Annotated in this window: 22 protein-coding genes; 11 read left to right on the top strand and 11 right to left on the bottom strand. The window is 69.3% G+C overall.

Going from position 1 to position 26,532, the window contains the following annotated elements; genetic code table 11:
* Window positions 1-5 precede the first annotated feature (5 nt).
* Window positions 6-1,007: an adenosine deaminase gene (gene add, locus ORI60_RS34110; protein ID WP_266042119.1), complete on the bottom strand. Its 1,002-nt coding sequence runs from the start codon at window positions 1,005-1,007 to the stop codon at window positions 6-8.
* A gap of 107 nt (window positions 1,008-1,114) precedes the next feature.
* Here add and ORI60_RS34105 point away from each other — a divergent pair, with 107 nt between their 5' ends.
* Together ORI60_RS34105 and ORI60_RS34100 are read left to right on the top strand one after the other, a co-directional pair.
* On the top strand, window positions 1,115-2,914 hold the full coding sequence (locus ORI60_RS34105) for a Xaa-Pro dipeptidyl-peptidase (protein WP_266042118.1): 1,800 nt from the start codon (window positions 1,115-1,117) through the stop codon (window positions 2,912-2,914).
* 174 nt (window positions 2,915-3,088) lie between these two features.
* Window positions 3,089-4,129: a DUF4192 domain-containing protein gene (locus ORI60_RS34100; RefSeq protein ID WP_266042117.1), complete on the top strand. Its 1,041-nt coding sequence runs from the start codon at window positions 3,089-3,091 to the stop codon at window positions 4,127-4,129.
* On the opposite strand, the gene ORI60_RS34095 is transcribed toward ORI60_RS34100, so the two are convergent.
* The 4 genes from ORI60_RS34095 to ORI60_RS34080 are packed head-to-tail and all read right to left on the bottom strand — an operon-like array spanning window position 4,099 to window position 8,975.
* Entirely contained in the window at window positions 4,099-6,102 is a 2,004-nt protein-coding gene (locus ORI60_RS34095; RefSeq protein WP_266042116.1) for an alpha/beta hydrolase family protein, read from the bottom strand. The genes ORI60_RS34100 and ORI60_RS34095 overlap by 31 nt on opposite strands.
* Before the next feature lie 6 nt (window positions 6,103-6,108).
* Window positions 6,109-7,071, bottom strand: a complete 963-nt coding sequence (gene galE / locus ORI60_RS34090) for a UDP-glucose 4-epimerase GalE (RefSeq protein WP_266042115.1) — start codon at window positions 7,069-7,071, stop codon at window positions 6,109-6,111.
* A gap of 36 nt (window positions 7,072-7,107) precedes the next feature.
* Window positions 7,108-8,283 carry a galactokinase gene (gene galK / locus ORI60_RS34085; protein WP_266042114.1) on the bottom strand — a complete coding sequence of 392 codons (1,176 nt, stop codon included), beginning with the start codon at window positions 8,281-8,283 and terminating at the stop codon, window positions 7,108-7,110.
* A complete protein-coding gene (locus ORI60_RS34080) occupies window positions 8,280-8,975 on the bottom strand; it encodes a metal-dependent transcriptional regulator (RefSeq protein WP_266042113.1) in 696 nt (231 codons plus the stop codon). The genes galK and ORI60_RS34080 overlap by 4 nt, the downstream gene beginning before the upstream one ends.
* Window positions 8,976-9,053: 78 nt before the next feature.
* On the opposite strand from ORI60_RS34080, the gene ORI60_RS34075 reads away from it, so the two are divergent.
* A complete protein-coding gene (locus ORI60_RS34075; protein WP_266042112.1) occupies window positions 9,054-9,905 on the top strand; it encodes a sulfurtransferase in 852 nt (283 codons plus the stop codon).
* Between the two features lie 27 nt (window positions 9,906-9,932).
* Here ORI60_RS34075 and ORI60_RS34070 read toward each other — a convergent pair whose 3' ends face one another.
* A complete protein-coding gene (locus ORI60_RS34070) occupies window positions 9,933-10,535 on the bottom strand; it encodes a hypothetical protein (protein ID WP_266042111.1) in 603 nt (200 codons plus the stop codon).
* Between the two features lie 61 nt (window positions 10,536-10,596).
* Here ORI60_RS34070 and ORI60_RS34065 point away from each other — a divergent pair, with 61 nt between their 5' ends.
* From ORI60_RS34065 to ORI60_RS34040, 6 genes are all read left to right on the top strand, one after another.
* The gene (locus ORI60_RS34065; protein WP_266042110.1) at window positions 10,597-11,769 is read left to right on the top strand and encodes an acetoin utilization protein AcuC; all 1,173 of its coding nucleotides are present in this window, start codon (window positions 10,597-10,599) and stop codon (window positions 11,767-11,769) included.
* Between the two features lie 5 nt (window positions 11,770-11,774).
* Complete coding sequence (locus ORI60_RS34060; protein ID WP_266042109.1) at window positions 11,775-14,456, top strand: bifunctional GNAT family N-acetyltransferase/acetate--CoA ligase family protein; 2,682 nt, start codon at window positions 11,775-11,777, stop codon at window positions 14,454-14,456.
* A gap of 174 nt (window positions 14,457-14,630) precedes the next feature.
* Window positions 14,631-15,464 (top strand): glutamate ABC transporter substrate-binding protein, encoded by an 834-nt coding sequence (locus ORI60_RS34055; protein ID WP_266042108.1) that lies wholly within the window; start codon window positions 14,631-14,633, stop codon window positions 15,462-15,464.
* Window positions 15,465-15,495: 31 nt separating this feature from the next.
* Window positions 15,496-16,263 carry a GntR family transcriptional regulator gene (locus tag ORI60_RS34050; protein WP_266042107.1) on the top strand — a complete coding sequence of 256 codons (768 nt, stop codon included), beginning with the start codon at window positions 15,496-15,498 and terminating at the stop codon, window positions 16,261-16,263.
* Window positions 16,264-16,314: 51 nt separating this feature from the next.
* Window positions 16,315-19,878, top strand: a complete 3,564-nt coding sequence (locus ORI60_RS34045) for an ABC transporter substrate-binding protein (RefSeq protein WP_266042106.1) — start codon at window positions 16,315-16,317, stop codon at window positions 19,876-19,878.
* A 154-nt stretch (window positions 19,879-20,032) separates the two neighbouring features.
* Window positions 20,033-20,374 (top strand): hypothetical protein, encoded by a 342-nt coding sequence (locus tag ORI60_RS34040; protein ID WP_090006401.1) that lies wholly within the window; start codon window positions 20,033-20,035, stop codon window positions 20,372-20,374.
* Window positions 20,375-20,443: 69 nt separating this feature from the next.
* Here ORI60_RS34040 and ORI60_RS34035 read toward each other — a convergent pair whose 3' ends face one another.
* The 4 genes from ORI60_RS34035 to ORI60_RS34020 all read right to left on the bottom strand — a co-directional run bounded on the left by ORI60_RS34035 (window position 20,444) and on the right by ORI60_RS34020 (window position 23,619).
* Window positions 20,444-21,106 (bottom strand): hypothetical protein, encoded by a 663-nt coding sequence (locus tag ORI60_RS34035; RefSeq protein ID WP_266042105.1) that lies wholly within the window; start codon window positions 21,104-21,106, stop codon window positions 20,444-20,446.
* Window positions 21,099-21,683, bottom strand: a complete 585-nt coding sequence (locus ORI60_RS34030) for a hypothetical protein (protein WP_266042104.1) — start codon at window positions 21,681-21,683, stop codon at window positions 21,099-21,101. The genes ORI60_RS34035 and ORI60_RS34030 overlap by 8 nt, the downstream gene beginning before the upstream one ends.
* A 72-nt stretch (window positions 21,684-21,755) precedes the next feature.
* Window positions 21,756-22,934 (bottom strand): RtcB family protein, encoded by a 1,179-nt coding sequence (locus ORI60_RS34025; protein ID WP_266042103.1) that lies wholly within the window; start codon window positions 22,932-22,934, stop codon window positions 21,756-21,758.
* A gap of 10 nt (window positions 22,935-22,944) precedes the next feature.
* Window positions 22,945-23,619, bottom strand: coding sequence for a hypothetical protein (locus tag ORI60_RS34020; protein WP_266042102.1), 675 nt, complete (start codon window positions 23,617-23,619; stop codon window positions 22,945-22,947).
* Window positions 23,620-23,761: 142 nt separating this feature from the next.
* Between ORI60_RS34020 and ORI60_RS34015 the strand changes: the two genes are divergently transcribed.
* Window positions 23,762-25,081 (top strand): NAD(P)-binding domain-containing protein, encoded by a 1,320-nt coding sequence (locus tag ORI60_RS34015; protein ID WP_266042101.1) that lies wholly within the window; start codon window positions 23,762-23,764, stop codon window positions 25,079-25,081.
* 282 nt (window positions 25,082-25,363) lie between these two features.
* On the top strand, window positions 25,364-25,903 hold the full coding sequence (cpt, locus tag ORI60_RS34010; protein WP_266042100.1) for a chloramphenicol phosphotransferase CPT: 540 nt from the start codon (window positions 25,364-25,366) through the stop codon (window positions 25,901-25,903).
* Window positions 25,904-25,918: 15 nt separating this feature from the next.
* Here the strand turns inward: cpt and ORI60_RS34005 are convergent, their stop codons facing one another.
* The gene (locus tag ORI60_RS34005; RefSeq protein ID WP_266042099.1) at window positions 25,919-26,500 is read right to left on the bottom strand and encodes a class I SAM-dependent methyltransferase; all 582 of its coding nucleotides are present in this window, start codon (window positions 26,498-26,500) and stop codon (window positions 25,919-25,921) included.
* Window positions 26,501-26,532 lie beyond the last annotated feature (32 nt).

Raw genomic sequence — 26,532 nt, 5'->3', positions numbered from 1 at the left:
GCCACTCACAGGCCGTCGATCTCCTTCAGAAGTTGGTCCTTCAGGTCGTCGGGCGCGTACGACGCCCGCACCGCCGCCCGTGCGAGGTCGGCGAGGTCGTCGCGGCCGAACCCGAACCGCTCGTGGCAGAGCAGGTACTCGCGGTCGAGATCGGTGTGGAACATGCCGGGGTCGTCGGTGCTGATCGTCACCGGCACACCGGCCTCCACGAGCAGCGGCAACGGATGCCGGTCCAGCGACATCACCGCACCCGTGCGGATGTTCGACGTCGGGCACACCTCCATCACGACGCCCTCGTCGGCGAGATGCCGCACCAGGTCCGGATCCTGCACCGCGCTGACGCCGTGTCCGATCCGTTCGGCACGCAGATCGCGCAGGGCTGCCCAGATCTCGCTGGGCGGCGTCGTCTCACCGGCGTGCGGCACCATGTGCAGCCCGGCGTCGCGCGCCATCGCGAACGCCTCGCGGAACTTCGTCCTCGGCGAGTCCGACTCGAATCCGCCCAGCCCGAACCCGACCAGCCCTTCCGGCCGGTACTCGGTCGCGAACCGCGCACTCGTCATGCCCCAGTCACGGTCCCAGGTTCCGGGAACGTCGAAGATCCACTGCAACGTCACGCCGTGGACGGAGAGCGCCTCGTCGCGGCCCGCCTTCAACGCCTCGACGAGTTCGTCGGGCGCGATGCCGGCCCTCAGGTGGCTGGTCGCGCTGATCGTCAGCTCCGCATATCGGACGTTGGTCCGTGCGGCGTCACGGGCGTATCCGACGATGAGGGTGCGGACGTCCTCGCCGGTGGTGACGAGGTCGTTGACGATGCCGTACACGTTGATGAAGTGGCGGAAGTCCCTGAACTCGTAGAACTGGCGCAACGCGGCCTCGTCGGTCGGCACTCGCCCGCCCGGGTGGTGGCGTGCGAGCGCGAGAACGGTGTCGACGGAAGCCGCGCCCACGAGGTGGACGTGCAGTTCGGCCTTCGGCAGCGCGTGGACGAAGTCGGAAATGTGCACGGTCCATGCTCTCAGGTCAAGGGCCGTTCGACGGGTGACATGTCTTGCAGTCAAAGGAGAGGGTGCAGGGCGATCCCTGTCTCTGGCTTCCGCATTGGGGGTGCCTCGTGAGGGGCGCACGAAGAGTTGCACTGCTGACAGCGGTGCTGGTTCTGCCATTCCTGCCCGTGACGGCCCAAGCCGCCGAAGGGCCGGTGTTCAAGGACGGCGAGGCGCAACCCGTCTTCGATCCGAAGGACGTGGTGAAGGAGAGCCTCTGGGTCCGGGCGCCGGTCGACAGCGACCGCGACGGCAAGGACGACGAGGTCTACACCGAGGTCGTCCGGCCGCGCGCCACCGAACGCGGTCTCAAGGTCCCCGTCGTCTACATGGTCAGCCCGTACTTCTCCGGCGGTAACGACGTCGCCAACCACAACGTCGACGTCGAGTTGTACGTGCCGGACAAGCGCACGGGTCGGTTGCTGAAGTCCTCCTCCGACGAACGCATCACCGCCGCCCTCGGCCCGAACCCGATCACGTCGGGTCGCTACGAGGCCTACTTCATCGGACGCGGATACGCCGTCGTCTACGCCGAGTCGCTCGGCACCGGCAAGTCGACGGGCTGCCCGACGACGGGTGATGTCAACGAGACGATCGGCGCACGTGTCGTTGTCGACTGGCTTAACGGCCGTGCGACCGCACGCACCGCCACGGGCGAAGCCATCAAGGCGACCTGGTCGACCGGCAAGACCGGAATGATGGGCGTCTCCTACAACGGAACGTTGCCCAACGCCGTCGCCTCGACCGGTGTGCGCGGCCTCGAAGCCATCGTGCCGATCGCCGCGATCTCCAGCTGGTACGACTACTACCGCGCGGACGGCGCCGTCGTCGCTCCCGGCACGTTCCAGGGCGAGGACGCCGACGTGCTCGCCGAGTACGTCTACACGCGCGCTGACAGGGAGATCTGCAAGCCGATCATCGCCGAGATCGCGAAGGACCAGGACCGCGTCACCGGTGACTACAGCCGGTTCTGGGACAAGCGCAACTACATGAACGACGTCCACAAGGTCCGCGCGGCCGTGCTGGCGGTGCACGGGCTCAACGACTGGAACGTCAAGATGACGCACGTCGAGCAGTGGTACTCGGCGTTGAAGAAGGTCGGTGCGCCCCACAAGATCTGGCTGCACCAGTCCGGGCACACGGACGCCGACACGCTGCGTTCGGCCGAGTGGCGGCGCACGCTCAACCGCTGGTTCACCCAGTACCTCTGGGGTCACCGCAACGGCATCGACAAGGAGCCGAAGGCGACGCTGCAGCGCGAGGACAAGACGTGGGTCGACGAGAAGGACTGGCCGGCTCCCGGCACGTCCGACGTGCGGCTGCGGCTGTCCGCGGGCGGATCCACCAAGGGTGGCCTCGGGGTCCTGCCGGGCCGCGGTGTCGAGAAGCTGACCGACGACGCGACGAAGACGGCTGAGTCGCTGATCGACCTGGCGACCTCGCCGAACCGCCTCTCCTACACCTCGGAGCCGGCGAAGAAGCCGGTGCGGCTGTCGGGCAAGGCGACGGCGAACCTGCGGGTCGCGTTCGACCGGCCGGCGGCGAACGTGACGACGCTGCTCGTCGACCGTGCGCCGGACGGCAGGTCGCACGTCATCACGCGCGGTTCGACCGACCCGCAGAACCGGGTGCGGCCGGACAAGACGTCGCCGATCAAGCCCGGCAAGTTCTACGACGTCGAGGTGCCGATCGTGCCGGACGACTACGTCCTGCAGGCCGGTCACCGGCTTGAGTTCGTCGTGATCTCCAGCGACTACGACTACACGCTGCGCCCGCAACCGGGTGCCGGTCTGTCGGTGGACCTCACCCGGACGTCGGTGGAGCTGCCGGTCGTCGGCGGCTGGCGCACCGTTTTCCAGTCGTTCTGACGCGTTGCCGCGCTTCGGTCTCCCGAGGCCGAAGCGCGGCAACCTAGCACCCACCCCCGACAAAACCCCACTCGCGAGCACTCCAAGATCTGAACCTGTCCACAGCCGCTGAGTTGTCCACAACCTCCCGGCCGACCCGGTTCCCCACCCGGTCCCACCCTCCACAGTGGGCCCATGCCCTCAACCCTCTCGAAACCGATCCGAGTCCGCGACGCGGGCGATCTCTACGCCGCGATCCCGCACCTGATGGGGTTCCACCCGGCCGACTCGCTGGTCGTGCTGGTGCTGAAGGACCATCTGGTCAGCATGACCATGCGCGTCGACCTCCCACGCCCACGACATAGGGGCCTGCTCGCGGCCCAGCTGGAAGGCCCGCTGCAAGAACACGGCGCGACGGAAGTGATCCTCGTCGTCGTATGCGCTCCGTCCGAGCACATGCCCGAGGAACTGCCGCACGAGCCACTGGTCACCGCCCTCAGGCACCAGTTGGGCGGCGCGGGCATCGACGTCGTCGAAGCCGTGTGGCTACCGTCGTGCCAGAAGGACGCGCAGTGGCTGTGCTATCTCGACATCGACTGTCACGGCACCTTGCCGGATCCCCAGCTGTCCGCTGTCGCCGCCGCGTCGGCGCACGAGGGCAATGTGACGTTCGAGTCGCGCGCCGCCATGGCCGCGATCCTCACGCTGGATCCACCTGAGGCTCTGGAACGCAGATCCGCGCTGCTCGACGACCTCATGACGAGTTCATCCGACGCTGACCCGAGCACGGAACTGCGTCGGGTGAGCGACGCGATCGACGCTGTGGAGCACCGGAAGGGATCGTTGCCGGACAAGGAGATCGTCGCTCTGGCGAGGGCGCTGGCGGTGCCCGATGTGCGCGACGCGAGCATGGGGTTCGCGGCGCAGGCCAGGTCGAGGCTGGCCGAACGCCTGTGGCTCGAACTCACCCGAGCCTGTCCGGCACCGGAACGAGCGGAGCCCGCGTGCCTGCTCGCGTTCTACGCCTATCAACGCGGCGACGGCGGGATCGCGTCCGTCGCGCTCGACGTGGCCGAGGACGCCTGTCCCGGCCACGCGCTCAGCAAGCTCGTCCGAGCCGCTGTCAGTGCCGCGTTCCCGCCGTCGGAGATCCGGGCGCTGTCCGTGAAGTACCTGGACAGCGCCCTGGAGCTGCTCGCTGGCACTCAGAGCAGTTCGGGCCGCTCCCAGTCCTGATCCAGGACGTGCTCGGCCAGGAACGCCCACACCGTCTCGTACCAGATCCGAGAGTTTCCGGGGGTGAGGATCCAGTGGTTTTCGGTTGGGTAGTAGAGGTATTTCGCATTGACCCCGTGGCGGACGAGGTCGAAGTACAGGCGATGCCCCTCACCGATCGGAACCCGGTAGTCCTTGTCACCGTGGATGACCAGCATCGGGGTCTTGATGTCAGCTACCCGCAGGTGCGGGGAGTTCGCCAGGATCCGTTCCGGCTGGGTGAGGGGATCGCCCATCTCCCGCATCCAGAAGTAGGAGCTGTCGGTGGCGCCCGAGAAGGCGTCGAGGTGCCACAAGGACGCGTGGGTGACGATCGCGCGGAACCGGTCGGTCTGGGTGGCGATCCAGTTGGCCATGTAGCCGCCGAAGGATCCGCCCATCGCGGCGGTCCGGGACGCGTCGATGTCGGCCCGCTCGACCGCGACGTCCGTGATGGCCATGAGGTCGGTGTAGGGCTCGGCGCCCCAGCGGCCCCAGCCGGCCTTGATGAAGTCGGGCCCGTAGCCGGTCGACAGGGCGGGGTCGGGCAGCAGGATGGCGTAGCCGCGCGCGGCCATGAGCCACGGGTTCCAGCGCCAGGTCCAGCCGTTCCAGCTCATGACCGGTCCGCCGTGGACCCACAGGACGAGCGGGACGGGGGAGTCGGCGGAGGCGCCTTCCGGCAGCACCAGCCAGGAACGGACGGTCCTGCCGTCGGCGACGACCGTGGAGATCTCGGTGAGGGTGCCGGGCACGGAGGCGATGGCACCGGGCGCGCGCAGCCGTTCCGGGTCCTGATCGGCTCCGGTGGAGGCGAGCCGTACGGGCTGCGGTGGGTGGTCGACCGAGTTGCGCAGCGCGTACAGCGTCTTGCTGTCCGGGCTCACGACCAGATCGCTGTAGTAACCGGAGATCGTCAGCTTGGTGATCTCGCCGGTCCCCAGATCCAGCCGCCACAGCGGCTGGTGGCCGAGGTGGCTCGCGGTGAAGAAGACCGCCGAACCGTCCGGGCTCACCACCGGGTGGTCCGGTTCCTCCTGGAAACCGGGCGCCAGTGGCGTGATCGAGTCGCCGCTCAGGTCGATGCGCACCAGGTCGCGCCGGTGTGGGGAGTCCGGAGTGGACTCGCGGAACCGGATCGCGATCACGGCGGAGGAGTCGGGCGTGAACGTGGCGCCGTGGAAGGAGAAACCCTCCACGGAGGCGATCGTCCTCGACGCTCCACCGCTCGTGGCCACGAGCCGCAGTTCGGTCCTGCGGCCGTAGGAGGCGCTGACGTCCACGGCGTGGCCGTAGACGGCCCACTTCCCGTCTGGGCTGAGCGCGACGTCTTCGTCGCTGAGCCTGTTCTCGGAGTCCTGGCTCAGGTCGGTGACCGTCTCGGCGGTGACGTCCGAGACAGGGGCAGCGAGCAGCCGCGGATACGCCGGGCCGAGGTCCGCGTCCCAGTACCGGATCGGGTACGACTCGTGCAGGATCGCCGTCACGCCGGCGTCCTCGCGGGCCTTGCGCTTGGCGTTGTCGTCGTCGCCGAACTCCGTGAAGCGGTATGCCGACGACGTGAACAGCACCGTCTCACCGGCGGCACGCAGCTGACCGACTCCGCCACCGGGGCGCAGCACTTCGGCGGCCTCACCGCGGAGCGGAAGACGCCACAGCGCCTTCTTCTCCTTGGACTCGCCCGGCTTCGCGAGCGGGTCCGGGCGGGCCGAGAGGAAGAGCAGCGACCCGTCCGGCGCGAACACGGGGGAGGAGTCGCCCTTGGCGGAGCGGGTGAGCCGGACGGCCTCCCGCTCCCCGGTGGGGTCGACCTCCCAGAGAGCGCCCTGCCACGTCTTGCCGTCCGGCGCGAGCGTGGACACGACCGTGACGAGCCGGGTGCCGTCCGGGGACAGCGCGAGCGACGCGAGCCGCGGGGTGGCGTTGTAGCTCTCGAAGGAGGCGAAGTCGGTCATCCCGGCTCAGGCCTCGTGCCGGGCGCGGGTGAACTCCCACGCGTCGCGGACGATGCCGGTGATGTCGGCGCGCTCGGGCTTCCAGCCGAGGTCGGCGCGAGCCCGCTCGGCGGAGGCGACCAGCACGGCCGGGTCGCCGGCGCGCCGGGGGGCGACGACGGCGGGGATCGGGTGGCCGGTGACCTCGCGGCAGGTGTCGATGACCTGCTTGACCGAGAAGCCGGTGCCGTTGCCCAGGTTGTAGATCCGGTGCTCGCCAGCGGTGGCGTTCTCGAGAGCGAGGAGGTGGGCGTCGGCGAGGTCCAGGACGTGGATGTAGTCGCGGACGCAGGTTCCGTCCTCGGTGGGCCAGTCCTCGCCGTAGATCGAGATGTGCTCGCGCTGCCCGAGCGCGACCTGCAGGACGAGCGGGATGAGGTGCGTCTCGGTCGCGTGCCGCTCGCCGATGCTGCCGTAGGCGCCGGCGACGTTGAAGTACCGCAGGCTCGTCGCCGCCAGGCCGTGCGCGGCGGCGTACGACGTGATCGCGTGGTCGATGGCCAGCTTGGTGGCGCCGTAGGTGTTGGTCGGCGCGGTGGGGGCGGTCTCGGGGATCGGCACCTCCCGCGGCTCGCCGTACGTCGCGGCAGTCGAGGAGAAGACGAGCTTCGGCGTGCCGTGCTCCTTCATCGCGTCGAGGAGACGGATCGCGGTAAGGACGTTGCCCGTCCAGTACTTGCCTGGGTCCTGCATGGATTCGCCCACGAGGGACTTCGCCGCGAAGTGCAGAACGCCGTCGAACCCTTCCGCGAGGACATCGCCGATCACCTCGGCGATGTCACCCCGGATGAAGCGCGCTCCCGCGGGGACGGCATCCTCGTGGCCGGTGGAGAGGTCGTCGAGCACGACCACCTCGTGCCCGGCTTCGAGCAGCCTGGCAGCGCACACACTGCCGACGTATCCGGCCCCGCCCGTGACGAGCAGCTTCACCACAGTCCTCGCATTCCTGATCAAGATCGTTCTTGGCTACCGGTCCCTGCCCGCACCCGCGGACGGAACCGCCGTGAAGAGCCTCGGCCGCGTGAGCGAGCGCGAGGCGAAGCCGGCGAGCACGGACCGCTCGACCTCGTCGTGCCGTTCGACGGGCACGAGGGCGATGGCCGAGCCGCCGAAACCGCCGCCGACCATCCGGGCGCCCAGGGCACCGGCCGCCATCGCGGAGTCGACGGAGACGTCGAGCTCGAGGCACGAGACCCGGTAGTCGTCCCGGAGACTCGCGTGGGAACCGGAGAGGAGAGGCCCGACCTCGGCGAGGCGGCCCGACCGGAGCAGCTCGACGGTGCGCAGGACCCTGTCGTTCTCGGTCACGACGTGCCGCACCAGCGGACGCAGCTCTTCGGGCAGCCGGACGAGCGTCTGGTCGAGCTCGGCGATGTCGACGTCGCGCAGCGCGGGGACGCCGAGGATGCCGGCCGCACGCTCACAACCGGCCCGCCGGGCGCCGTAGCCGCCGTCGACGAGGGCGTGGCTGGCACGGGTGTCGATGACGAGCACCTCGAGCCCGCTGGCAGCCGCGTCGAACGCGACCTGCTCGGGCTTGCCGGAGCGCACGTCGTAAAACAGGGCGTGCGCTTCGACGCAGCACAGCGATGCCGTCTGGTCCAGGATGCCGGTCGGTGCGCCCACGAAGTCGTTCTCGGAGCGCTGCACCCAGCGCGCGATGTCCGCCCGCTCGGCGTCGACGCCGGCGAGGCCGAGCAGCGCGAGCGCGACAGCGCACTCGAGGGCGTGCGAGGAGGACAGACCGGCGCCGGCGGGCACGTCGCCCGCGATGACGAGGTCAGCGCCGCCGGTGACGGCGATCCCCTGCTCACGCAGGGCCCAGGCGACGCCACCGGGGTACGCGGCCCACCCCTTGACGGTTCCGGGGACTAGGTCGGCGACCACGACCGGGTCCGCTTCCTGCAGCCCGCCGTCGTCGCCCATCGTGCTGACGGTCATGACGCCGTCGGCACGGGGCGACGCCGCCACCGCGATGCGGTGGGGCAACGCGAACGGCAGCACGTAGCCGTCGTTGTAGTCGGTGTGCTCGCCGATGAGGTTGACGCGGCCCGGGGCCGACCAGACCCCGTCGGGCGCGCGTCCGTGCAGGCGCTGGAACGCCTCGGCCGCCTTCGCCGCCGGTGTCGTCGCCTGGGTCACCGGGCGAGCACCATGACGGCGTGGGCGACCGCGGGGTCGAGCTCTGCCGTGGTGCCGTTGCCGCCGCGCACCTGGATGACCTTGGCGCCACCGAGCGCCTCGACCTCCACCGTGCCGCCCGGCACCACGCCGGCGGACTTCAGCTCGGCCATGAGGTCCGGGTCGAGCTGGACGTGCTCGGCGATGCGGCGCACCTCGACGCGGCCGCCACCGCGGCGGGCCACCTCGTCCACGCGCACCAGGTCCGCCTCGGCGGGCGGGGCGGGCTCGCCGTCGCCCAGCCTGTCGAGGCCGGGGATCGGGTTGCCGTAGGGCGAGGTGGTGGGGTTGCCGAGCAGCTTGATGAGCTTGCGCTCGACAGCCTCGCTCATCACGTGCTCCCAGCGGCACGCCTCGCTGTGCACGTGCTCCCACTCGAGCCCGATGATGTCCACGAGGAGGCGCTCGGCTAGCCGGTGCTTGCGCATCACGGCGATCGCGAGGTTGCGGCCCTGCTCGGTGAGCTCGAGGTGGCGGTCCTCCGCCACGATCACCAGGCCGTCGCGCTCCATGCGGCCGACGGTCTGGCTCACCGTCGGTCCACTTTGGCCGAGGCGCTCGGCGATGCGGGCGCGCAGAGGTACCACGCCCTCTTCCTCGAGCTCGTAGATCGTGCGGAGATACATCTCCGTGGTGTCGATGAGGTCGTTCACACCCGCTCCCCTTCGTATGGTGTCGATGGTAGTCGTGCCGGGGGACACAGGTGTCCGCGCGGGTGCAGGATGTGAGCCGTGCATCCCTTGATCACTCCTGAGGCCCTCGCCGATGCGCTGAGTGCGCGTTCGGCCACCGTCGTGCTGGACGTCCGGTGGCGTCTCGGCGGACCACCCGGACGCCAAGACTACGAGGTCAGCCACGTCCCTGGCGCGGTGTACCTGGATCTGGACACCGAGCTGTCCGCTCCGCCCGGTGCCGGGGGCCGCCATCCCCTGCCGGACCCGGAGCGGTTGCAGGAGGTGCTGCGCGCCGCGGGTGTGCGTGAGGGCGCCCAGGTCGTGGCGTACGACGCGGGTGACGGGTCGGTCGCCGCGCGGGTGTGGTGGCTGCTGCGGTGGGCCGGGTTCGGTGAGGTCGCGGTGCTGGACGGCGGGTTCGCCGCTTGGGAGGCCGCCGGGCTGCCGGTGACCGCGGAGGTGCCGGCGCCGCTGGCGGGGGATGCCGCCGGGGACGTGGTGGTGCGGCCTGGGCAGATGCCCGTGCTCGACGCGGACGGGGCGGCGACGCTGGCGCAGGACGGCGTGTTGCTCGACGCTCGGGCGGCCGCCCGGTATCGCGGCGAGACCGAGCCGGTGGACCCCAAGGCCGGGCACATCCCAGGTGCCCTCAACGCGCCGACCACCGGGCATGTCGGGGTGGACGGGCGGTGGCTCGGGCCGGAGGAGCTGGCCGCGCGGTTCGCCGGGCTCGGGGTGTCGGGTGATGTGGCTGTCGGCGCGTACTGCGGGTCGGGGGTGACCGCCTCGTCCGTGGTTCTGGCGCTGGAGGTCGCGGGGATCACGTCGGCCGAGAAGCCGGCGGCGTTGTACGCCGGGTCGTGGTCCAACTGGTGTGCGCTTGACCGGGAGGTCGCGACCGGCGGCTGACCAGGCCGGTGGGGCCGGGTGCCAGCGTCAGGCGCCGGGGATGCGGTTGAAGCCCTCGGTGGCGAGCTTCAGGGCCGTGGCACAGGTGTCCATTTCCTCGATCGCGAGGACGTTCACCGAGAAGGCCGAGGTGATGACGGTCGGGTCGTCGGTCAGCATGACGGTGACCTGGCAGTCCTCCTTGGAGGCGCTGACCTGCCACGCGGTGTTGCCGCCGATCTCGATCTGCTTCTTCTCGCCGTCCTGGTCCACCGCGTCGGGGACGGTGACCATCTGGGTGATGACCGTCGACGGGCCGGTGGTGGTGTGGATGCAGCCGCCGTCCGCCGAGGACTTGCCGCCGGTGGCCGCCTCGATGTCCGCCGTCTTGAGGACGCCGCAGGTCTCCAGGCCGGTGGCCTTCTTCTTGGTGGTGATCTTGACGTCGCCCTGCTTCGGAGGGGTGGGGGCCGCCGGCTTCGAGACCGTGGTGCTGGCGGGTGCCTTCCTCGACGTCGTGGTGGGGTCCGCGGGGGCTTGGGCCGCGTTGGCGTCGGCTCGGGCCTGGCCCTTGACCTGTTCGGCGCAGCCCGAGACAGCGGCGAGGGTCAGGCCCAGTGCGAGGAGGACGGCCGCTGGTCGCAGGTGCATGTCGCCTATGACCCCTGTTCGGTGAGTTCGGTTCCCGGCTCGCGACTGTAGGTTGCTGGGCATGGGTAAGCCAGCCGCTGTTGTCTGGGACAGGTCCTTCCTCGGGTACGACCTCGGTGGCGACCATCCGCTGAATCCGGTCCGGCTCGATCTGACCATCAGGCTCGCCACCGCGCTCGGGGTGCTGGACGGCGTGGAGCTGCGGGTTCCCCGGCCCGCCGGTGACGACGAGATCGAGCTGGTGCACAAGCCCGGATACCTGAGTGCCGTGCAGGCCGCGCCCACGGCCGGCTGGGACGTCGGGCACGGGCTTGGGACGCCGGACAACCCCGTGTTCGAGCGGATGCACGAGGCGTCGGCGTTGGTGGTCGGCGGGTCGCTGGAGGCGGCTCGGGCCATTGCGTCGGGCGAGGCGGATCGCGCCGTCAACATCGCCGGCGGGCTGCACCACGCGATGCCGGACAGCGCGGCCGGGTTCTGCGTCTACAACGACTGTGCGGTGGCCATCGAGTGGTTGCTGCGCAGCGGGGTGGAGCGCATCGCCTACGTCGATGTCGACGTGCATCACGGCGACGGGGTGCAGACGGCGTTCTGGGACGACCCGCGGGTGCTGACGATCTCGTTGCACCAGCACCCGATGAGCCTGTGGCCCGGCACCGGGTGGGCCGGTGAGGTCGGGGGCGCCGGGGCCGAGGGGAGCGCGGTCAACGTGCCGCTGCCCGCGGGGACGCGCGACGGCGCGTGGATGCGGGCGTTCCGCGCGACGGTGCCGTCGTTGTTGCGGGCGTTCCGGCCGCAGGTGCTGGTCACGCAGTGCGGTGTCGACACGCACAAGGAGGACCCGCTCGCGGACCTGTCGCTGAGCGTGGACGGCCATCGGGCGATCTACCAGGCGTTCCGCGACCTGGTCGACGAGCACGGGTACAAGTGGCTCGCGCTCGGTGGCGGTGGGTACGAGCTGCTCAGGGTGGTGCCGCGGTCGTGGACCCACCTGCTGGCCACGGTGCTGGACCGCGACGTCGACCCGAACCGGCCGTTGCCGGCGGACTGGGTGGCGCATGCGACGCAGATCGCACCTCAGTGGCCTTTGCCTGCGTCCATGACCGATGGATGCGACGCTGGGTACCAGCCGTGGGGCGGAGACGCGGAAGAGCCGGTGGACAAGGCGATCCGCGAGACCCGGCGCGCGGTGTTCCCGTTGCATGGCCTCGATCCCGACGACCCCAGGGACTGACAACAGTGCCGGACACCGTGCCTGAAGACCTGCCGGGCAGAGATCCGTTCGACTTCCCGCGGAGCTGGGAGGCGGACGTCGTCCTCAGCGACGGCGGTACCGTCCACCTGCGGCCGATCACGCCCGACGACGCCGAGAAGCTGCGGGAGTTCCACGGGCGGCTGTCCGAACGGACCCGCTACTTCCGCTACTTCGGGCCGTACCCGCGGATTCCGCAGCGCGACCTGGAGCGGTTCAGCACCGTCGACCACCACGACCGCGTGGCGCTCATCGCGCTCCTGGGCGACGACATCGTCGCCGTCGGCCGGTTCGACCGGCTCCAGGGCGACAAGCACGGCGGTGGCCACGGGGACGCCCATCGGGGCGACAGCGCCGAGGTCGCGTTCGTCGTCCAGGACGGCCATCAGGGGCGCGGACTGGGCAGCATCCTGCTCGAGCACCTCGCCGCCGCGGCCAGGGAGGTCGGCCTGGCCCGGTTCGAGGCCGAGGTGCTCGCCGAGAACGGGCAGATGGTGCGCGTGTTCCGCGACGCCGGCTACCAGGTCAGCAGGGCGTTCGAGGAGGGCGTACTGCACCTGGAGTTCGCGATCGACCCCACCGACGAGTCCGTCGCCGTCGCCAGGGCCCGTGAGCAGGCCGCCGAGGCCCGCAGCGTGCACAACCTGCTGCACCCGCGCAGCATCGCGGTCATCGGCGCGTCCACCGACCCGACCAAGATCGGGCACGCGGTCCTCAAGAACCTCCTCGAAGCCGACTTCAACGGGCCCGTCTACCCCGTCAACGCCGAGCACCGGGCGGTACGCGGCGTCCGGGCCTACCCGACCGTGCTCGACATCCCCGACGACGTCGACCTCGCCGTCGTCGCCGTGCCCGCGGCCAGCGTCGACGAGGTCATGGACGGCTGTCTCGCCAAGGGCGTGAAGGCGCTCGTCGTCGTCAGTTCGGGCTACGGGGAGACGGGGCCTGACGGGTTGTCGGCCGAACGCAGACTCGCGGCGGAGGCCAGAGCGCACGGCATGCGCGTCGTCGGTCCGAACGCACTGGGCGTGATCAACCTCGACCCCAAAGTCCGCCTGAACGCGAGCCTCGCCCCGCAGCTGCCCGCACGGGGCCGCGCGGGCTTCTTCTGCCAGTCCGGCGCCCTCGGCACGGCCATCCTCGCCAACGCCGCGGGCTGGGGCCTCGGCCTGTCCACGTTCGTCTCCGCGGGCAACCGCGCCGACGTCTCCGGCAACGACCTGCTGCAGTACTGGGAGACCGACCCCTCCACCGACGTCGTCCTGCTCTACCTGGAGTCGTTCGGCAACCCCCGCAAGTTCGCGCGCCTCGCCCGCAGGCTCGGCCGCACCAAGCCCATCGTCGCGGTGAAGTCCGGCCGGCACGCCGTCGTCCCCGGTCTCGCCGCGACCGGCGCAAAGGTCGACGAGGCGAGCGTCCAAGCCCTGTTCGAGCAGGCCGGCGTGATCCGGGTCGACTCGCTGGCGCAGCTGTTCGACACCGCGCTCCTGCTGGCCCACCAGCCGCTGCCCGCCGGCAAACGCGTCGCCGTCGTCGGCAACTCCACCGCGATCGGCCTGCTCGCCGCCGACACGCTCCTCGCCCAGGACCTCGACCTCGCGGGCGACCCCGTCGACGTCGGCGCCCAGGCCACCCCGGAGGAGTTCGCGAAGGCCGTCCAGGAGGCCCTGGACCGCTCCGACACCGACGCCCTCGTCGTGGTGTTCGTGCCTCCGATCGCCGTCCCCGGCGCCGCCTACGCCCGCGCGCTCAAGGAAGCCGCGCACCGCACGAAACCGATCGTGTCCACGTTCCTCGCGGTCGAGGGCATCCCCGACGAGCTGAAGATGCCGGGGAAGGGCTCCATCCCCAGCTACGCCAGTCCCGAACGCGCCGTGCTCGCCCTGGCCCGCGCCGTCCGCTACGCCCGCTGGCGCGCCGCGCCGCAGGGCACCTTCACCCGGCCCGACGGCATCGACCTCGACCGGGCGCGATCCATTGTGGACAACCCGGGCAGCGAGCTCCGCCTCGACGACCACAAGGCCGTCGAACTGCTGGCGTGCTACGGCATCGACGTCGTCCCGTTCCGCATCGCCCACAGCGAGGAGGAGGCCGTCGCGGCGGCCGACGAGCTCGGCTACCCCGTCGCGATGAAGGCCACCAGCGAACGCCTGCGCCACCGCACCGACCTGGTCGGCGTCAGGCTCGACATCGCCCAGCGCGAATCGGTCAAGGCCGCCTACCACGACCTCGCCGCGCTCTCCGGGAAGCCGGGCGTGTACGTGCAACGCATGGCGCCCAAGGGAGTGAGCTGCGTCCTCGGCCTGCAGGACGACCCGAGCTTCGGCACGCTCGTCTGGTTCGGACTGTCGGGTCTGGTCAGTGACCTCCTCGGTGACCGCGCCTACCGGGCGGTACCCCTCACCGACACCGACGCGGCGGAACTCGTTGCCGCGCCGAAAGCAGCGCCTCTGCTCACCGGATACCGCGGCGACGAACCAGCGGACCTGAAAGCACTTCAGGAACTGGTACTCCGTTTGGCGGCACTGGCCGAGGACCTTCCGGAGGTGCGCTCGCTGAAGCTCGAGCCCGTTCTTGCTTCTGCCGCAGGGGCTTTCGTCAGCAGCGCGCGCATCGTCATCGGCCCGCCCCCGTCCCTGCACGACGCCGGTCCGCGCCGTCTGCGGTGACCGCGGCACTGCCGAGTTACCGCAACGATTCCGATGTTTCATTCGCGCGCAGGTATGGACATGCGTCCTTTGGGCGCTTAGGTTTCCCGCATCACCGAGCAGCGCCGAACCAGGTGCGCAGGCGCATGCCCGTGGAATACGCGTTGTAGTTGATAACCGCTGTAAGAGGGAAGAATGACGCCGAGAGCACTTCTCCGCCTGGTGGCGACAACATGTGCGGCCGTGCTCCTGCTCGCCTCGTGTGCCGGCGGCGGCGGATCCGGCATGGCCAGCAAGGTCAGCTCGAGCGACCGCATGGTCATCGCCGTGTCGTACGACCAGCCGGGACTGTCGGTGCGCAGGCTCGACGGCAGCTACCGCGGATTCGACGTCGACGTCGCCAAGTACATCGCCAGCGAACTGGGCGTCCAGGAGCAGAACATCACCTGGAAGGAAGCGCAGCCGGGCAACCGCGAGACGCTCCTGACCAGCGGCGAGGCCGACATGGTCGTCTCCACCTACTCGATCACGGACAAGCGCAAGCAGATCGTCGACTTCGTCGGCCCGTACTTCGTCGCCGGTCAGGACCTGCTGGTGCGCATGAACGAGAACCGCATCGAGGGCCCGAAGTCGCTCAACGCCAGTCTCCGCCTGTGCTCCACCGCCGGCTCCACGTCCGCCGAGTACGTCCGCGACCAGTTCGCGAAGGACGTGAAGATGGTCGAGTACGCGAAGTTCAGCGACTGCGTCACGGCGCTGCTCGCGGAGAACGTCGACGCCGTCACCACCGACGACGTGCTGCTCGCGGGCTACGCCGCCCAGAACCCGGAGCTCCTGCGGGTCGTCGGCGACCCGTTCAGCAAGGAGGAGTACGGCGTCGGCCTGCACCGCGACGACCCGAGCAGCAAGGCCAAGGTCCAGGCCGCGCTGCAGAAGATGATCGACACGGGCGCCTGGCGCAAGTCCCTCGAAGTCAACATCGGATCTTCCGGCTACAAGATCCCGGATCCGCCCAAGCTGGCCCCTTGATCACACGGGGCGTCACGTAGGCTCACGCCACGTGAACCGCGTCCCGCCGCACCGCGCTGATCGTCCCGTTCGCGCGGGCATTCCAGAACACGGCCGAGTCCCGCGTTATTACGCGGTCAAGGCCGAGCTGTTCGACCTCGTCGAGAACCTCGGCGAGGGAACCGTCCTGCCGTCCGAACGCGAGCTCGCCGAACGGTTCTCCGTTTCGCGCGTCACGTTGCGTCAAGCCGTCAGCGAGCTCGTGCTCGAAGGCAAGCTCATCCGCCGCCAAGGCAGCGGCACGTTCGTCGCGCCGCCGAAGCTCGTGCAGCCGTTGTCCCTGGTCAGCTACACCGAGGGCATGCGCCGCCAGGGCGTCGAGCCGAACCGCACGGTGATCACGGTCGAGGAGCTCGGCGCCGACGACGGCCTGGCCCGCGACCTGATGCTCGAACCGGGCGACCCGGTCGTGCACCTCGAACGCGTGCTGCTCGCCGACGACGAACGCATCGGGCTCGAATCGACCTATCTCAGCTTCAGCCGGTTCCCGGACCTGCTGGAGAAGCTCGACCCGGCCGGATCGCTCTACGCGTGCCTCACCGAACGGCTCGGCGTCCGCTTCGCCGAGGCCGAGGAACGCGTCGAGACGGTGCTCGCCACGCCCCGCGAGGCGTTGCTGATCGGCACGAACCCGGCGCTGCCCATGCTGCTGCTGCACCGCGTCTCCTACGACGTCGACGGCCACCCGATCGAACGTGCCCGGTCGCTCTACCGCGGTGACCGGTTCAGCTTCGTCGCGAGGCTGCACGCCGACCGCTAGCCAGATTCGTTCGGCACGGAACACCAGCGGTCTCTGCAGCGTCTGAAGATCATGGCGCTGGAACCGGAGATCGGGCTCGTCGGCAGGGACGACATCACCGCACTGGTGGAGTCCCTGGTGGAACGCCGCGCGAAACACCCCCTGCCGGTGATCGTCGCGTTCGGTCCCGGCGGCAGCGGCAAGACGTCGTTGCTCGACCACGTCCACCGCCGCTACCGCGACGCGCCCACGGCCAAGGTCGACCTCGACAAGGCCGGATCCCGTTCCTGCAAGGACATCCTCGACGTCGCCGCCGAGCAGCTGCGGTCCTACCAGCACGCAGAGTTCGGCCGCATGCGGTTGCCGCGCTACGACCTCGCCCGGCTCGCGCTGTACACCGAGCCGGCCGACGATCCGCACCACCGCGCCCGCGAGCTCGCCGCCAAGCAGATGACCCGGCTCGTCGCGGTCGCGGACGCCGCCGAGGTCGTCGAGATGCTGCCGCCAGCCCAGGGGCTCGGCAAGGTGCTGCGGCCCCTGCTGCTGTGGCTCATCGGTCTCGCGGTCGTGGCGCCGCGGCCGTTGCGCTGGCTGCTGGGCGGGCCGCGCGTCGCGAGCGCGTTGCGCTGGTTCGAGAACTACGTCGGTGAAGAGCTGAAGGCCGGGCCCGGCAGCAGGCACAGCGTGAAGTTCGACGCCGCGCTCGTGCACACGTGGAGCCTCAACCGCGCCGGCGACACGCTGCAGATCGACCGCCTGCTCGTCGCGGCGTTCCTCGCCGACATCACGGCCGCCTACCGGTTCCGCCGCTACCGCAGGATGAACAGCCTCCTCCTGCTCGACGGCGCCGACCTGCTCGACGGCATCGACTCCTACCTGCCGCCGAAACGGCCGCGGCCCGCCGCGCGGGCGACCGACTTCCTCAGCCTGCTGGCCGAGCGGCGCGCCAAGGAACCGCACGTGCCGCTGCTCGTGATCGCCACCAAGCAGTCCGCGCCCTCGCTGGACGGCTCCGAAGTCTTCAAGCCGGTGCGCCTGGAACCGTTCACGCTCGCGCAGACGCGGCAGTTCCTCGCCGAGTGGAACCGCACCCGCAACAGCACTGTCGAGTCCGAGGCGCTCGTGGAGGAACTGCAGGAGGTCACGCACGGCCACCCGCTCGCGGTGCGGCTCGCCATCCAGCTCGTGCAGTTCGTGTTCGCCCGCGACCAGGTGCTGCCGTCCGTGCGTTCGGTCTTCGACGAACGGCTGCCCGTCGACGAGACCACGACGTTCCAGGACGCCTCGGTCGGCGACTACCTCCTTCTCCGCTTCTTCCAACGGATTCCGGGCACCGAGGAGATGCCCGAACGGGAGGCCGCGCGCGAGATCTTCGCCCGCCTCGCCGCTCCGCGCGTCCTCGACCGGCACGTGATCCGCGCGCTGCTGCCGCCGTCGTGGTCGGCCGAGAACATGCGAGCCCTGCTGGCACAGCTCAGTTTCGTGAGGCAGGACGGCGACAACTTCGTGCTGCATCCGCTGTTGCGCGACCTTCTCGTGCGCCGGCTCCGCGAGGTCCCGGCGGATCAGCCGTTCTCGCACGTGCACGTCCACCGCTTGCTGAAGGACCGCTATGAGAGCCTCGGGCAACGCGAGGACATGCTCTACCACGCACTCGCGCTCGGCCAGGTCCACCTCGTCGCTCATCGTCTGCGACCGCACGTCGACGAGCGCAGCGACCGCTGGATCGCCGAGCTCGCCGCCATCGCCGAAGCCCCGATGCCGCCCGGCGAAGGGGAACCGGAGCACGAGGAAGAGCCGCGCACGTGGTGGGAGCGCCTCAGGAGCGGCACCACGCGCAACCTGCACCGCCGTTACGACAGCGTGGTGCGCCCGGAGACCGGGCTGCTGGAGGACGCGGTGATCGCGACGTGGGAGCTGCGCTCCCGCAGCCGGACCCACCGTCCGACCGTCGAGATGTACGACCGGGTTCTGCGTGCTCATCAGGAACTCGACGGTGCCGAGGAACGCCTGACCTCCTACCGCGCGATGAAACGCGCACTCGAACACAACACTCCCGCATCGCCCCCGGCATCGCTGCCGAAACCGTCCACCGTCGGCAGGTTCCCGTATCCGCGGCGCTGGCCCGGCCGCAACTCGGTGCGCCGCGTGGCCGTCTACCTCGTCGTGGTGCTGCTTGTGGTGTACGGCGCGGCTTTCTACTTCCAGAACAGCACGCACTGCCTGCGCTACGGCGTTCTCGAGCCCGCCGAACTCGTCGCGGACCTCTCCGGTGAGCGTCCGCGCATGTCCAAGATGGACGGAGTGCAATGCGTCGGCCTGAGCGAGAAGCCCGGAAGGTTCGCCTACGGCGACCCGGCCGCGCAGAACAACGACGACGCCGAGGTCGGGGAGCTCGCGAAGCTCATCGCGGAGGAGAACGACCGCGCCGCCAAGGTGAAGGACCGCAGCGTCGTCACGATCGTCGTCGCCACGATGCTCAGTTCCAGCGAACGCGTGAAGCGCGACCTGTCCGCCGGTGTCAACGAGCTGCGCGGCGCCTATCTCGCCCAGCGCGACTGGAACCAGCTCGACGGACTCGGCCGCAATCCGTTGGTGCGTCTCGTTCTCGCGAACTTCGGCGGTGAGTCCAAGTACGCGGTGAAGGTCGCGGAGCAGATCCGCGCCTACGCGGAGCGCGACCGGTCGGTGATCGCCGTGACCGGCCTCGGGCAGAGCCGCGAGACCACGCAGTCCGCGCTCGCCGTGCTGGGGCCGTCCAAGGACCACTCGGCGGGGATCCCGATGGTCGGCTCGTCGTTGTCGTCGACGAACTTCAGCCAGAAGCCGTACTTCTTCCGCGTCGCTCCGGCCAACGACCGCCAGGCGCAGGTCGCCGCGCGCATCATCGAGCGCACCGAAGCGCTGCGCGGCCGCCCGATGCACCTCGTGCGCAGCCCCGGCGACGAATACAGCTCGGATCTCGCCGACCAGTTCCAGAACGTGCTCAAGCCCGAACGGCACGACTACGACGACACCGCCAACACCGTCACCACGCAGCTCGGCAAGGTGGTGACGGACATCTGCGGGAAGTCACCGAACCCGCTCATCCTCTACACCGGCCGCACCGCGGAGGTCGGCGGACTGCTGACCGAGCTGAGCCACAGCAACTGCACCGACCCGGTGGTGTTCGGCGGCGACGACCTGACCCAGCTCGAGACGACGAACTTCACGGATTTGGAAGACATCAAACGATTCGCCGACGGTCGGCTCTACTTCACGACGTTCGCGTGGACGCCGAGCCGTGAGCCGATTCCCCAACCGACGCAACAGTTCTTCACCACGTACGAGGCAGCTCAGAAGAAGCATGCGCGCAGAGCATTTCTTTCGGGCCCCAACGGACACGTCCTGCTCGCCTACGACGCCATCAACGTCGTCGCGAGGCATACCTCCGTTGGGGCGTCACGAGAAAACGTCTACGACAGGTTGCGCACTTTGCGTGACTTCCCGGGCGCGTCCGGGAGGCTGACGTTCGACCGGACCGGCGCGAGCGGCACGTCCGGCGCGGACCCGGTCGACAAGCTGGTCGTGGGGCAGATCGTCAAGCTGGACAACGGTTTCCTGGCGTCGCGCTACGTCTCCCACGAAGGAACATGACCAGCAGGTGAAGTGACTGCGGGTCACCAGGCCCCGTGCGGGCGCGGGAGAGATACCGCCCGTTCGCACTCGTTTCCCGCCCGAGTTGCGGAGGTACTGTTGTTGTCACGAACTTTCAGGACGTCCGCGACGGTGCGGAGGAGCGGGGTGTGCCGTGTCCTTCAAGGCGGAGTTCCTCGCAGAACTCGAGGACTGTCTGCGCGGTTACGGCGCGGTCCCGGTGAGCAATCCCGACGCACTCGCGTTGTTCATCGAGTTCGTGCGAGCTCTTCCGGCGACCGACCAGAGGCTGCGTTGCCTCGAAGGTGTCGACCAGGGATCCGGGTCGTTCTGGAACAACCCGGCGGTGTGGTGGGAGCAGGTGCCGAGGTTCGGCGCGGGACTGCCGCGTTGCGGATCGGCGGAGTGCCGAAAGTTGCTGGACGACATGCTCGACGAGGCGATCAGCGACGAGATCGACGTCCTCGAGATGGAGATCCGCGAACTTCCCAGCTGATCGGGGAAGTTCGGACACGCCTGCCGGCGCCGCCACCTGTTACGGCCACGGCGCCGGGGCTTCCAGCAGTTACTTGACGGCGACCAGCGACTTGAAGAGTTCCCGATACCGGTGGAGAGCCAGTCGCAGGTCCTCTGTCTGTGGATCACCGTTTCCCTCGAGCTGCTTGGTGAGGGAGCGGTGCCGCGTGTTCAGCTCCTCCAGCGCGCGAGTCACGAGTTCGTCTGCCTTGCGGACGGCCGCCTTCGGGTCGTCGACGAACTCGTACTGCACCGCCTGCCACTCGTCCTCGAGCTTGCTGGACGGCCGGGAGTCGGCGTGCTGCGAGCCGGTGTGCTGCTCGGCGCGGTTCTGCTCCATGCGGCGCTCGTCGCGCTCGTGTTCACCGCGCTGCGTTTCGGTGCGCTGGTGATCGGCGCGCTGGGCCTCGGTTCGTGAGGCTTCGGTGCGCTGGACGTCGGCACGCTGGCCCTCGGTCCTCTGCGCTTCGGTGCGCTGAGCATCCGTGCGCTGAGCGTCCGTGCGCTGAGCGTCCGTGCGCTGAGCGTCCGTGCGCTGAGCGTCCGTGCGCTGAGCGTCGGTCCGCTGTGCCTCAGTGCGCTGCGCGTCGGTCCGCACCGCATCGGTGCGCTGCGGCTGCTGCGGCATGCGCTCCGTCTGCGGGCTGCGCTCGGTCTGTTGCGGCCGAGCAGGAGTCGGAACCCCCGCGGCGTGAGTCGGTGCCTCAGACATCGGTCTTCTCCTTCCGCACGGCTTCCCTGTCCTTGCGCGGCTCTGCGCCGCGTTCCAGCAAATCGGTGAACAGCTCGCGGTAGTGCACCATCGCGGTGCGCAAGTCCTCGGTGCTCGCCTCGCCGATCTCCTGGCGCTCCGAGATGTCGTGCGCCTTGCGGTAGTGCTCCAGCGTCCGTGCGTGCTCGACGGACAGGACGCTCAGCTGCGCCTCGTACCCCTCAGTGGGGTAGCCGCGCTCGGCCATCAGATCGGTCACGAGGCGGTCGGCGTCGGCGATGGCGCTCTCCGGCGAGTCGACGAACTTCGTCTGCACGTTCGCCCAGTGGCGGCGGTAACTCTCCTGCGCCGTCTGGGAAAGCGGCTTCAGGTCGAACTCGCTGTGGCGGTGCTCCCGCTCGGCGAGTTCCTTTTCCGCGGCCGATCTGCTGTCGCTGTCCGTGACCGCGCGGTCATATTCGGGGCCGAAGCGGTCGCGCAGCTTCTTGCGCTGCATAGCGGGCCTCAGCACGAACGCGAGGACCGCCAGCACCACTAGAACCGCGACCACCAGGCCGATGATGGCGCCCGTTGACATGGAAAAACCTCCAAGACAGGCAAGAAAGACTCTGCTGTCCTGGAGGCTTCCCGTTCACCCACAAGGGAAACATCAACCCTTGATACAAACGACCTGCTTGAGCTTGGCGACCACCTCGACCAGGTCCGACTGGTTCGCCATCACGGTGTCGATGTCCTTGTATGCGCCCGGAATCTCGTCCACGACACCGGAGTCCTTGCGGCACTCGACACCACTTGTCTGGGCGGCGAGATCCTGCGTCGTGAACGTCTTGCGGGCCTTGTTGCGCGACATCCTCCGGCCGGCGCCGTGCGACGCGGACTCGAACGAGTCGGGGTTCCCGAGTCCGCGCACGATGTACGAACCGGTGCCCATGGAACCCGGGATGATGCCCAGCTCTCCACGGCCGGCGCGGATCGCACCCTTGCGCGTCACCAGCACGTCCTCGCCGAAGTGGTTCTCCTCGGAGACGTAGTTGTGGTGACAGCTGATCGGCTCTTCGAAGGCGATCTGCGGGAACTCGGCGCGCAGCACGTCGCACACCAGGCGCAGCATGACGGCGCGGTTGCGTCGCGCATAGTCCTGAGCCCAGTACAGGTCGTGACGGTACGCCGCCATCTCGGGCGTGCCCGCGAGGAACACGGCGAGATCCGGGTCCGGCAGCTCGGAGTTGTGCGCGAGCGTGCGCGCCACCGCGATGTGGTGCTGCGCGAGCTCGTTGCCGATACCGCGCGACCCGGAGTGCAGCATGACCCACACCCGCTGGTCGGTGTCCAGGCAGACCTCGAGGAAGTGGTTCCCGCCGCCGAGCGTGCCCATCTGGTGCATCGCCTTGTCGGCGCGCGCCTTCACGGCCGGCGTGAGGTCGTCGAACTTCCTCCAGAACGTGCCCCAGTCGGACGCGTCCCTCTCGGTGAACGCCGTCGCCTTGTGCTGGCCGAAACCGACGGGAACCACGGCCTCCATGCGGGACCGCAGACCGCGCAGCGTCTCCGGCAGGTCGCTGGCCGTGAGCGAGGTGCGCACGGCGGCCATGCCGCAGCCGATGTCCACGCCGACGGCCGCGGGGGAGACGGCGTCGCGCAGCGCGATCACCGAGCCCACCGTGGCGCCCTTCCCGTAGTGCACGTCGGGCATGACCGCGATGTGCTTCACGGCCCACGGCAGCGCGGAGATGTTCTGGAGCTGTCGCATGGCGAACTCCTCGACCTCGTCCGGTCGAGTCCACATTCGGATGTCCACGTTCTGGCCGCGGACCACAGTTGCTGCCATGCCTACGAGGTTAGGCCGCGTTTTGCTTGTTCCACAAAGGAGTTTCCCCGGCGCTGACGAACTCCCAGGTGCCCTTGCGCACCTTCGCCTTGCCGATGTCGCCGCCGATGCTGGTGACGAACGCCCGCACGGTCGGCAGGTCGCCCGCGTCCGCGATCAGGATCGCCTTGTTCTGCAACGTGACACTGCCGCCGCCCAGCTTCTCGCGCGCGACCGCGTCCTTGAGCAGGCCTTCGCGGACCTGCGTCGCGGTGACGCCGTCGACCTCGACCTGGACGGCGTCGACCTCCGGAGAGTTGGCGGGCAGGAAGCGGAACGTGAGCACCGACTCCTGCCGGAACTGCTTGCTGATCAAGGACGCGGTGTGGCGCAGGCTTTCCTCGTCGAGGGTGACGTCGAACTTGCGGGATCGCTCGAACGTCGTCTGCTGGGAGTCGCTCGACCAGAACACGCCGTCGAGCAGTGTCGAACGGAGGGTGACGCCACCGTTGGCGCGCACGATGCCGCGCACCTCGTGGTCGAACCGGACCAGTCTGTCCCGCAACCGCGGATCGGCGGGGTCGGTGATGATCGCGGTGTTGTTCGTCGCGAAGATCTCCGGGCACGGCAGCGGCGCGCCCGCCGCCGTGCCGGTGGAGACCGTGAACGCCAGTACCGACATGACTGCCACGACAAGATTTCGCATGGCGCACAAAGTATTGGGCGGACCCGGTCCGGCACACCCCGTTCCACTCAGCGGGCGGCCGCGCGACCGACCCGCGGCGTCTGACCAGGCCTTCGGTCACGATGATTGACAGCCGCTCTGAACGTGAAAATACTTCAGTCGCATGGAGCGTGTGTGCGTCATCGGAGCGGGTTCGTCGGGCATCGCCGCTTGTCAGGTCCTCGGCGCCCGCGGCATCGAGTTCGACTGCTTCGAGACCGGGTCGGAGATCGGCGGGAACTGGCGCTACCTCAACGACAACGGCATGTCGTCGGCCTACCGGTCCCTCCACATCAACACCTCGCGGCAGATGATGGAGTTCAAGTCCTTCCCGATGCCCGCGCACCTCCCCCCATATCCCTCCCACTTCCAGATCGCCGAGTACTTCGACGACTTCGTGAAGCACCACGGCTTCCGCGACCGCATCCGGTTCCGGACCGAGGTCACCTCCGTCGCCGTCGCACCGGGTGGCTACTCCGTCACGACGCGCGATCGCGACACCGGCGAGGAGACTTCGGGGGTCTACCGTTCGGTGATCGTCGCGAACGGGCACCACTGGTCGCCGCGGATGCCCGAGCCCGCGTTCCCCGGCTCGTTCGACGGCGAGCAGATGCACGCGCACTTCTACAAGACACCCGAACGGTTCGCGGACAAGAAGGTGCTGGTTCTCGGCATCGGCAACTCCGCCTGCGACATCGCGGTCGAGACGTCACGGGTGTCGGCGCGGACGTTCCTGGCGATGCGCCGCGGAGCGCACATCATGCCCAAGTACCTCTTCGGCATGCCGACCGATCACCTGACGACCTCGCCGCTCGCCCGCTTCGCGCCCGCGTGGCTGCAGGCGCTGTCCGTGCGGGTGATGCTCCGGCTGGCGCGCGGCAAGCTCTCCGACTACGGCCTGCCCGAGCCGTCGCACGGCATCCTCGCCGCCCATCCGACGGTGTCCGACGACCTGCTCACCCGGCTTGGGCACGGCGACATCACCGTGAAGCCGAACCTGTCGCGGCTCGACGGGTCCGGGGTCGTGTTCGCCGACGGGTCGCGCGAGGACGTCGACGTGATCGTCTACTGCACCGGGTACAAGGTGGAGTTCCCGTTCCTCTCCGCGGCGGAGTTCCCCGCGGTGTCGTCTCCCGACAACGACGTGTCGCTGTATCGCCGCGTCGTGGACCCGGCGCATCCCGGGCTGTACTTCCTCGGGCTGATCCAGCCGCTGGGGGCGATCATGCCGCTGGCCGAGGCCCAGTCGGAGTGGATCGCCGACCTGATCTCCGGGCGTGCGGCGCTGCCCCCGGTGCCGGAGATGAAGGCGGAGATCACCTCTTATCGGGAGAGGCTGCGGCGCCGGTACGTGAAGTCGAACCGGCACACGCTGGAGGTCGACTTCCTCGGGTATCAGCGGGAGTTGCAGCAGGAACGGCGAGCCGGCGCCGCTCGCCGCTGACCGCTTCCGCCGTCCGCTCCGGCCATGCCCGCCGCAGGGTCCGCACCCTCCGTCCGTTGGCCTTTGCAATGAGTCTTTTGACGTCGTCCGCAAACGTTTTTTGCATCCGGCGCACGGTGGAGACGATGTGGCAGTTGACGGGAGGGCTGTTAGCTGCGTCTTAGCAATGAGTCTTTTGACTTCGTCGGCAAAAGACTCATTGCCAAGGTGGTGATGGGCGAGGAACGAGGGGTGAGAGAAGAGGCGTCTGGGTACCGTCGGGACGTGTCGTCGAGTGCTCAAGTGATCGTTCTCAACGGTGGGTCCAGCTCGGGCAAGTCGGGGATCGCGCGGTGCCTGCAGGCGGTGTTGCCGGAAGCGTGGCTGGCCATCGGCGTCGACACGTTGATCGACGTGATGCCCGCGCGGCTGCGGCTCGGCTCGGAGGGCATCGGGTTCTCGGGTGGCGGTGAGGTCAGCGTCGGAGCCGAGTTCCGGGTGCTGGAGGACGCGTGGATGGCGGGCGTCGCCTCGATGGCGCGTTCCGGGGCACGGGTGATCGTGGACGACGTGTTCCTGGGTGGCGTCGAGTCCCGGCGGCGGTGGGAGAAGGCGCTCGACGGGCTGGACGTGGTGTGGGTCGGGGTGCGGTGTGATGCCGCCGTCGCCGCCGGGCGGGAGCTTGCTCGTGGTGATCGGGTCGCCGGCATGGCCGAGGCGCAGGCCGAGCTGGTGCATCGCGGGATGAGGTACGACGTCGAGGTCGACAGCGGGAAGTCCGAGGCGGTCGAGTGCGCCAGGGCGATCGCCGCGAGGATCGGCATTGCCCCGGCATCAGCCTGAGCGATCAGCCGCCGTTCAGAGACGCTTCATGAGGAAGCACGCGAAGCCGCTCCCGTGGGCGGGCTCGGCCAGGCGCTCGATCTCGAACGACGCCCCGAACAGCCGCTGCTCGTCACCCTCGGCGAGACCGGGGAACCGGCCGCCGCGGCGCTTCCACCACAGGATCTCGTCGTAGAAGCACCACATCAAGAACACCGAGCCGGGGTGCGACAGCCGGTGGACGGTCGCCGCCATCGCGTCCTGGGCGGGCCCTCGCAGGTCGTCGAGCACGCTGTAGTCGACCAGCAGGTCGAACGTCCCGGAGACGCCGGGGATCGAGGTCGCGGTCAGGTCTCCCGGCAGCCACTCGATCGACAACGACGGCGGCGTCGCGCGCCGGGCCTTCTCCAGGCCGACGGGGGAGAAGTCCACGCCCGTCACGTCGAAGCCGTGCTCGGCGAGGAAGATCGAGTTCGCTCCGCTGCCGCAGCCGAGGTCGATCGCGCGGCCGGGTTTGATACGTCCCGACGTCACTAGGTGCACGAGCTCGGAACGAGCTCCGCCCTCCCACGGCGCCCAGGTCCGGTACATGAAGTTGTAAGCCCGACGACCGACCATCGCACGTCCCTCCCACGAAAACGGGGCCGCCG

The sequence above is a fragment of the Lentzea sp. NEAU-D7 genome (genome assembly GCF_026242055.1).
Taxonomy (GTDB): domain Bacteria; phylum Actinomycetota; class Actinomycetes; order Mycobacteriales; family Pseudonocardiaceae; genus Lentzea.
Note: the sequence above shows the minus strand (reverse complement) of the source record. Positions and strands in the feature narration are given on the sequence as shown.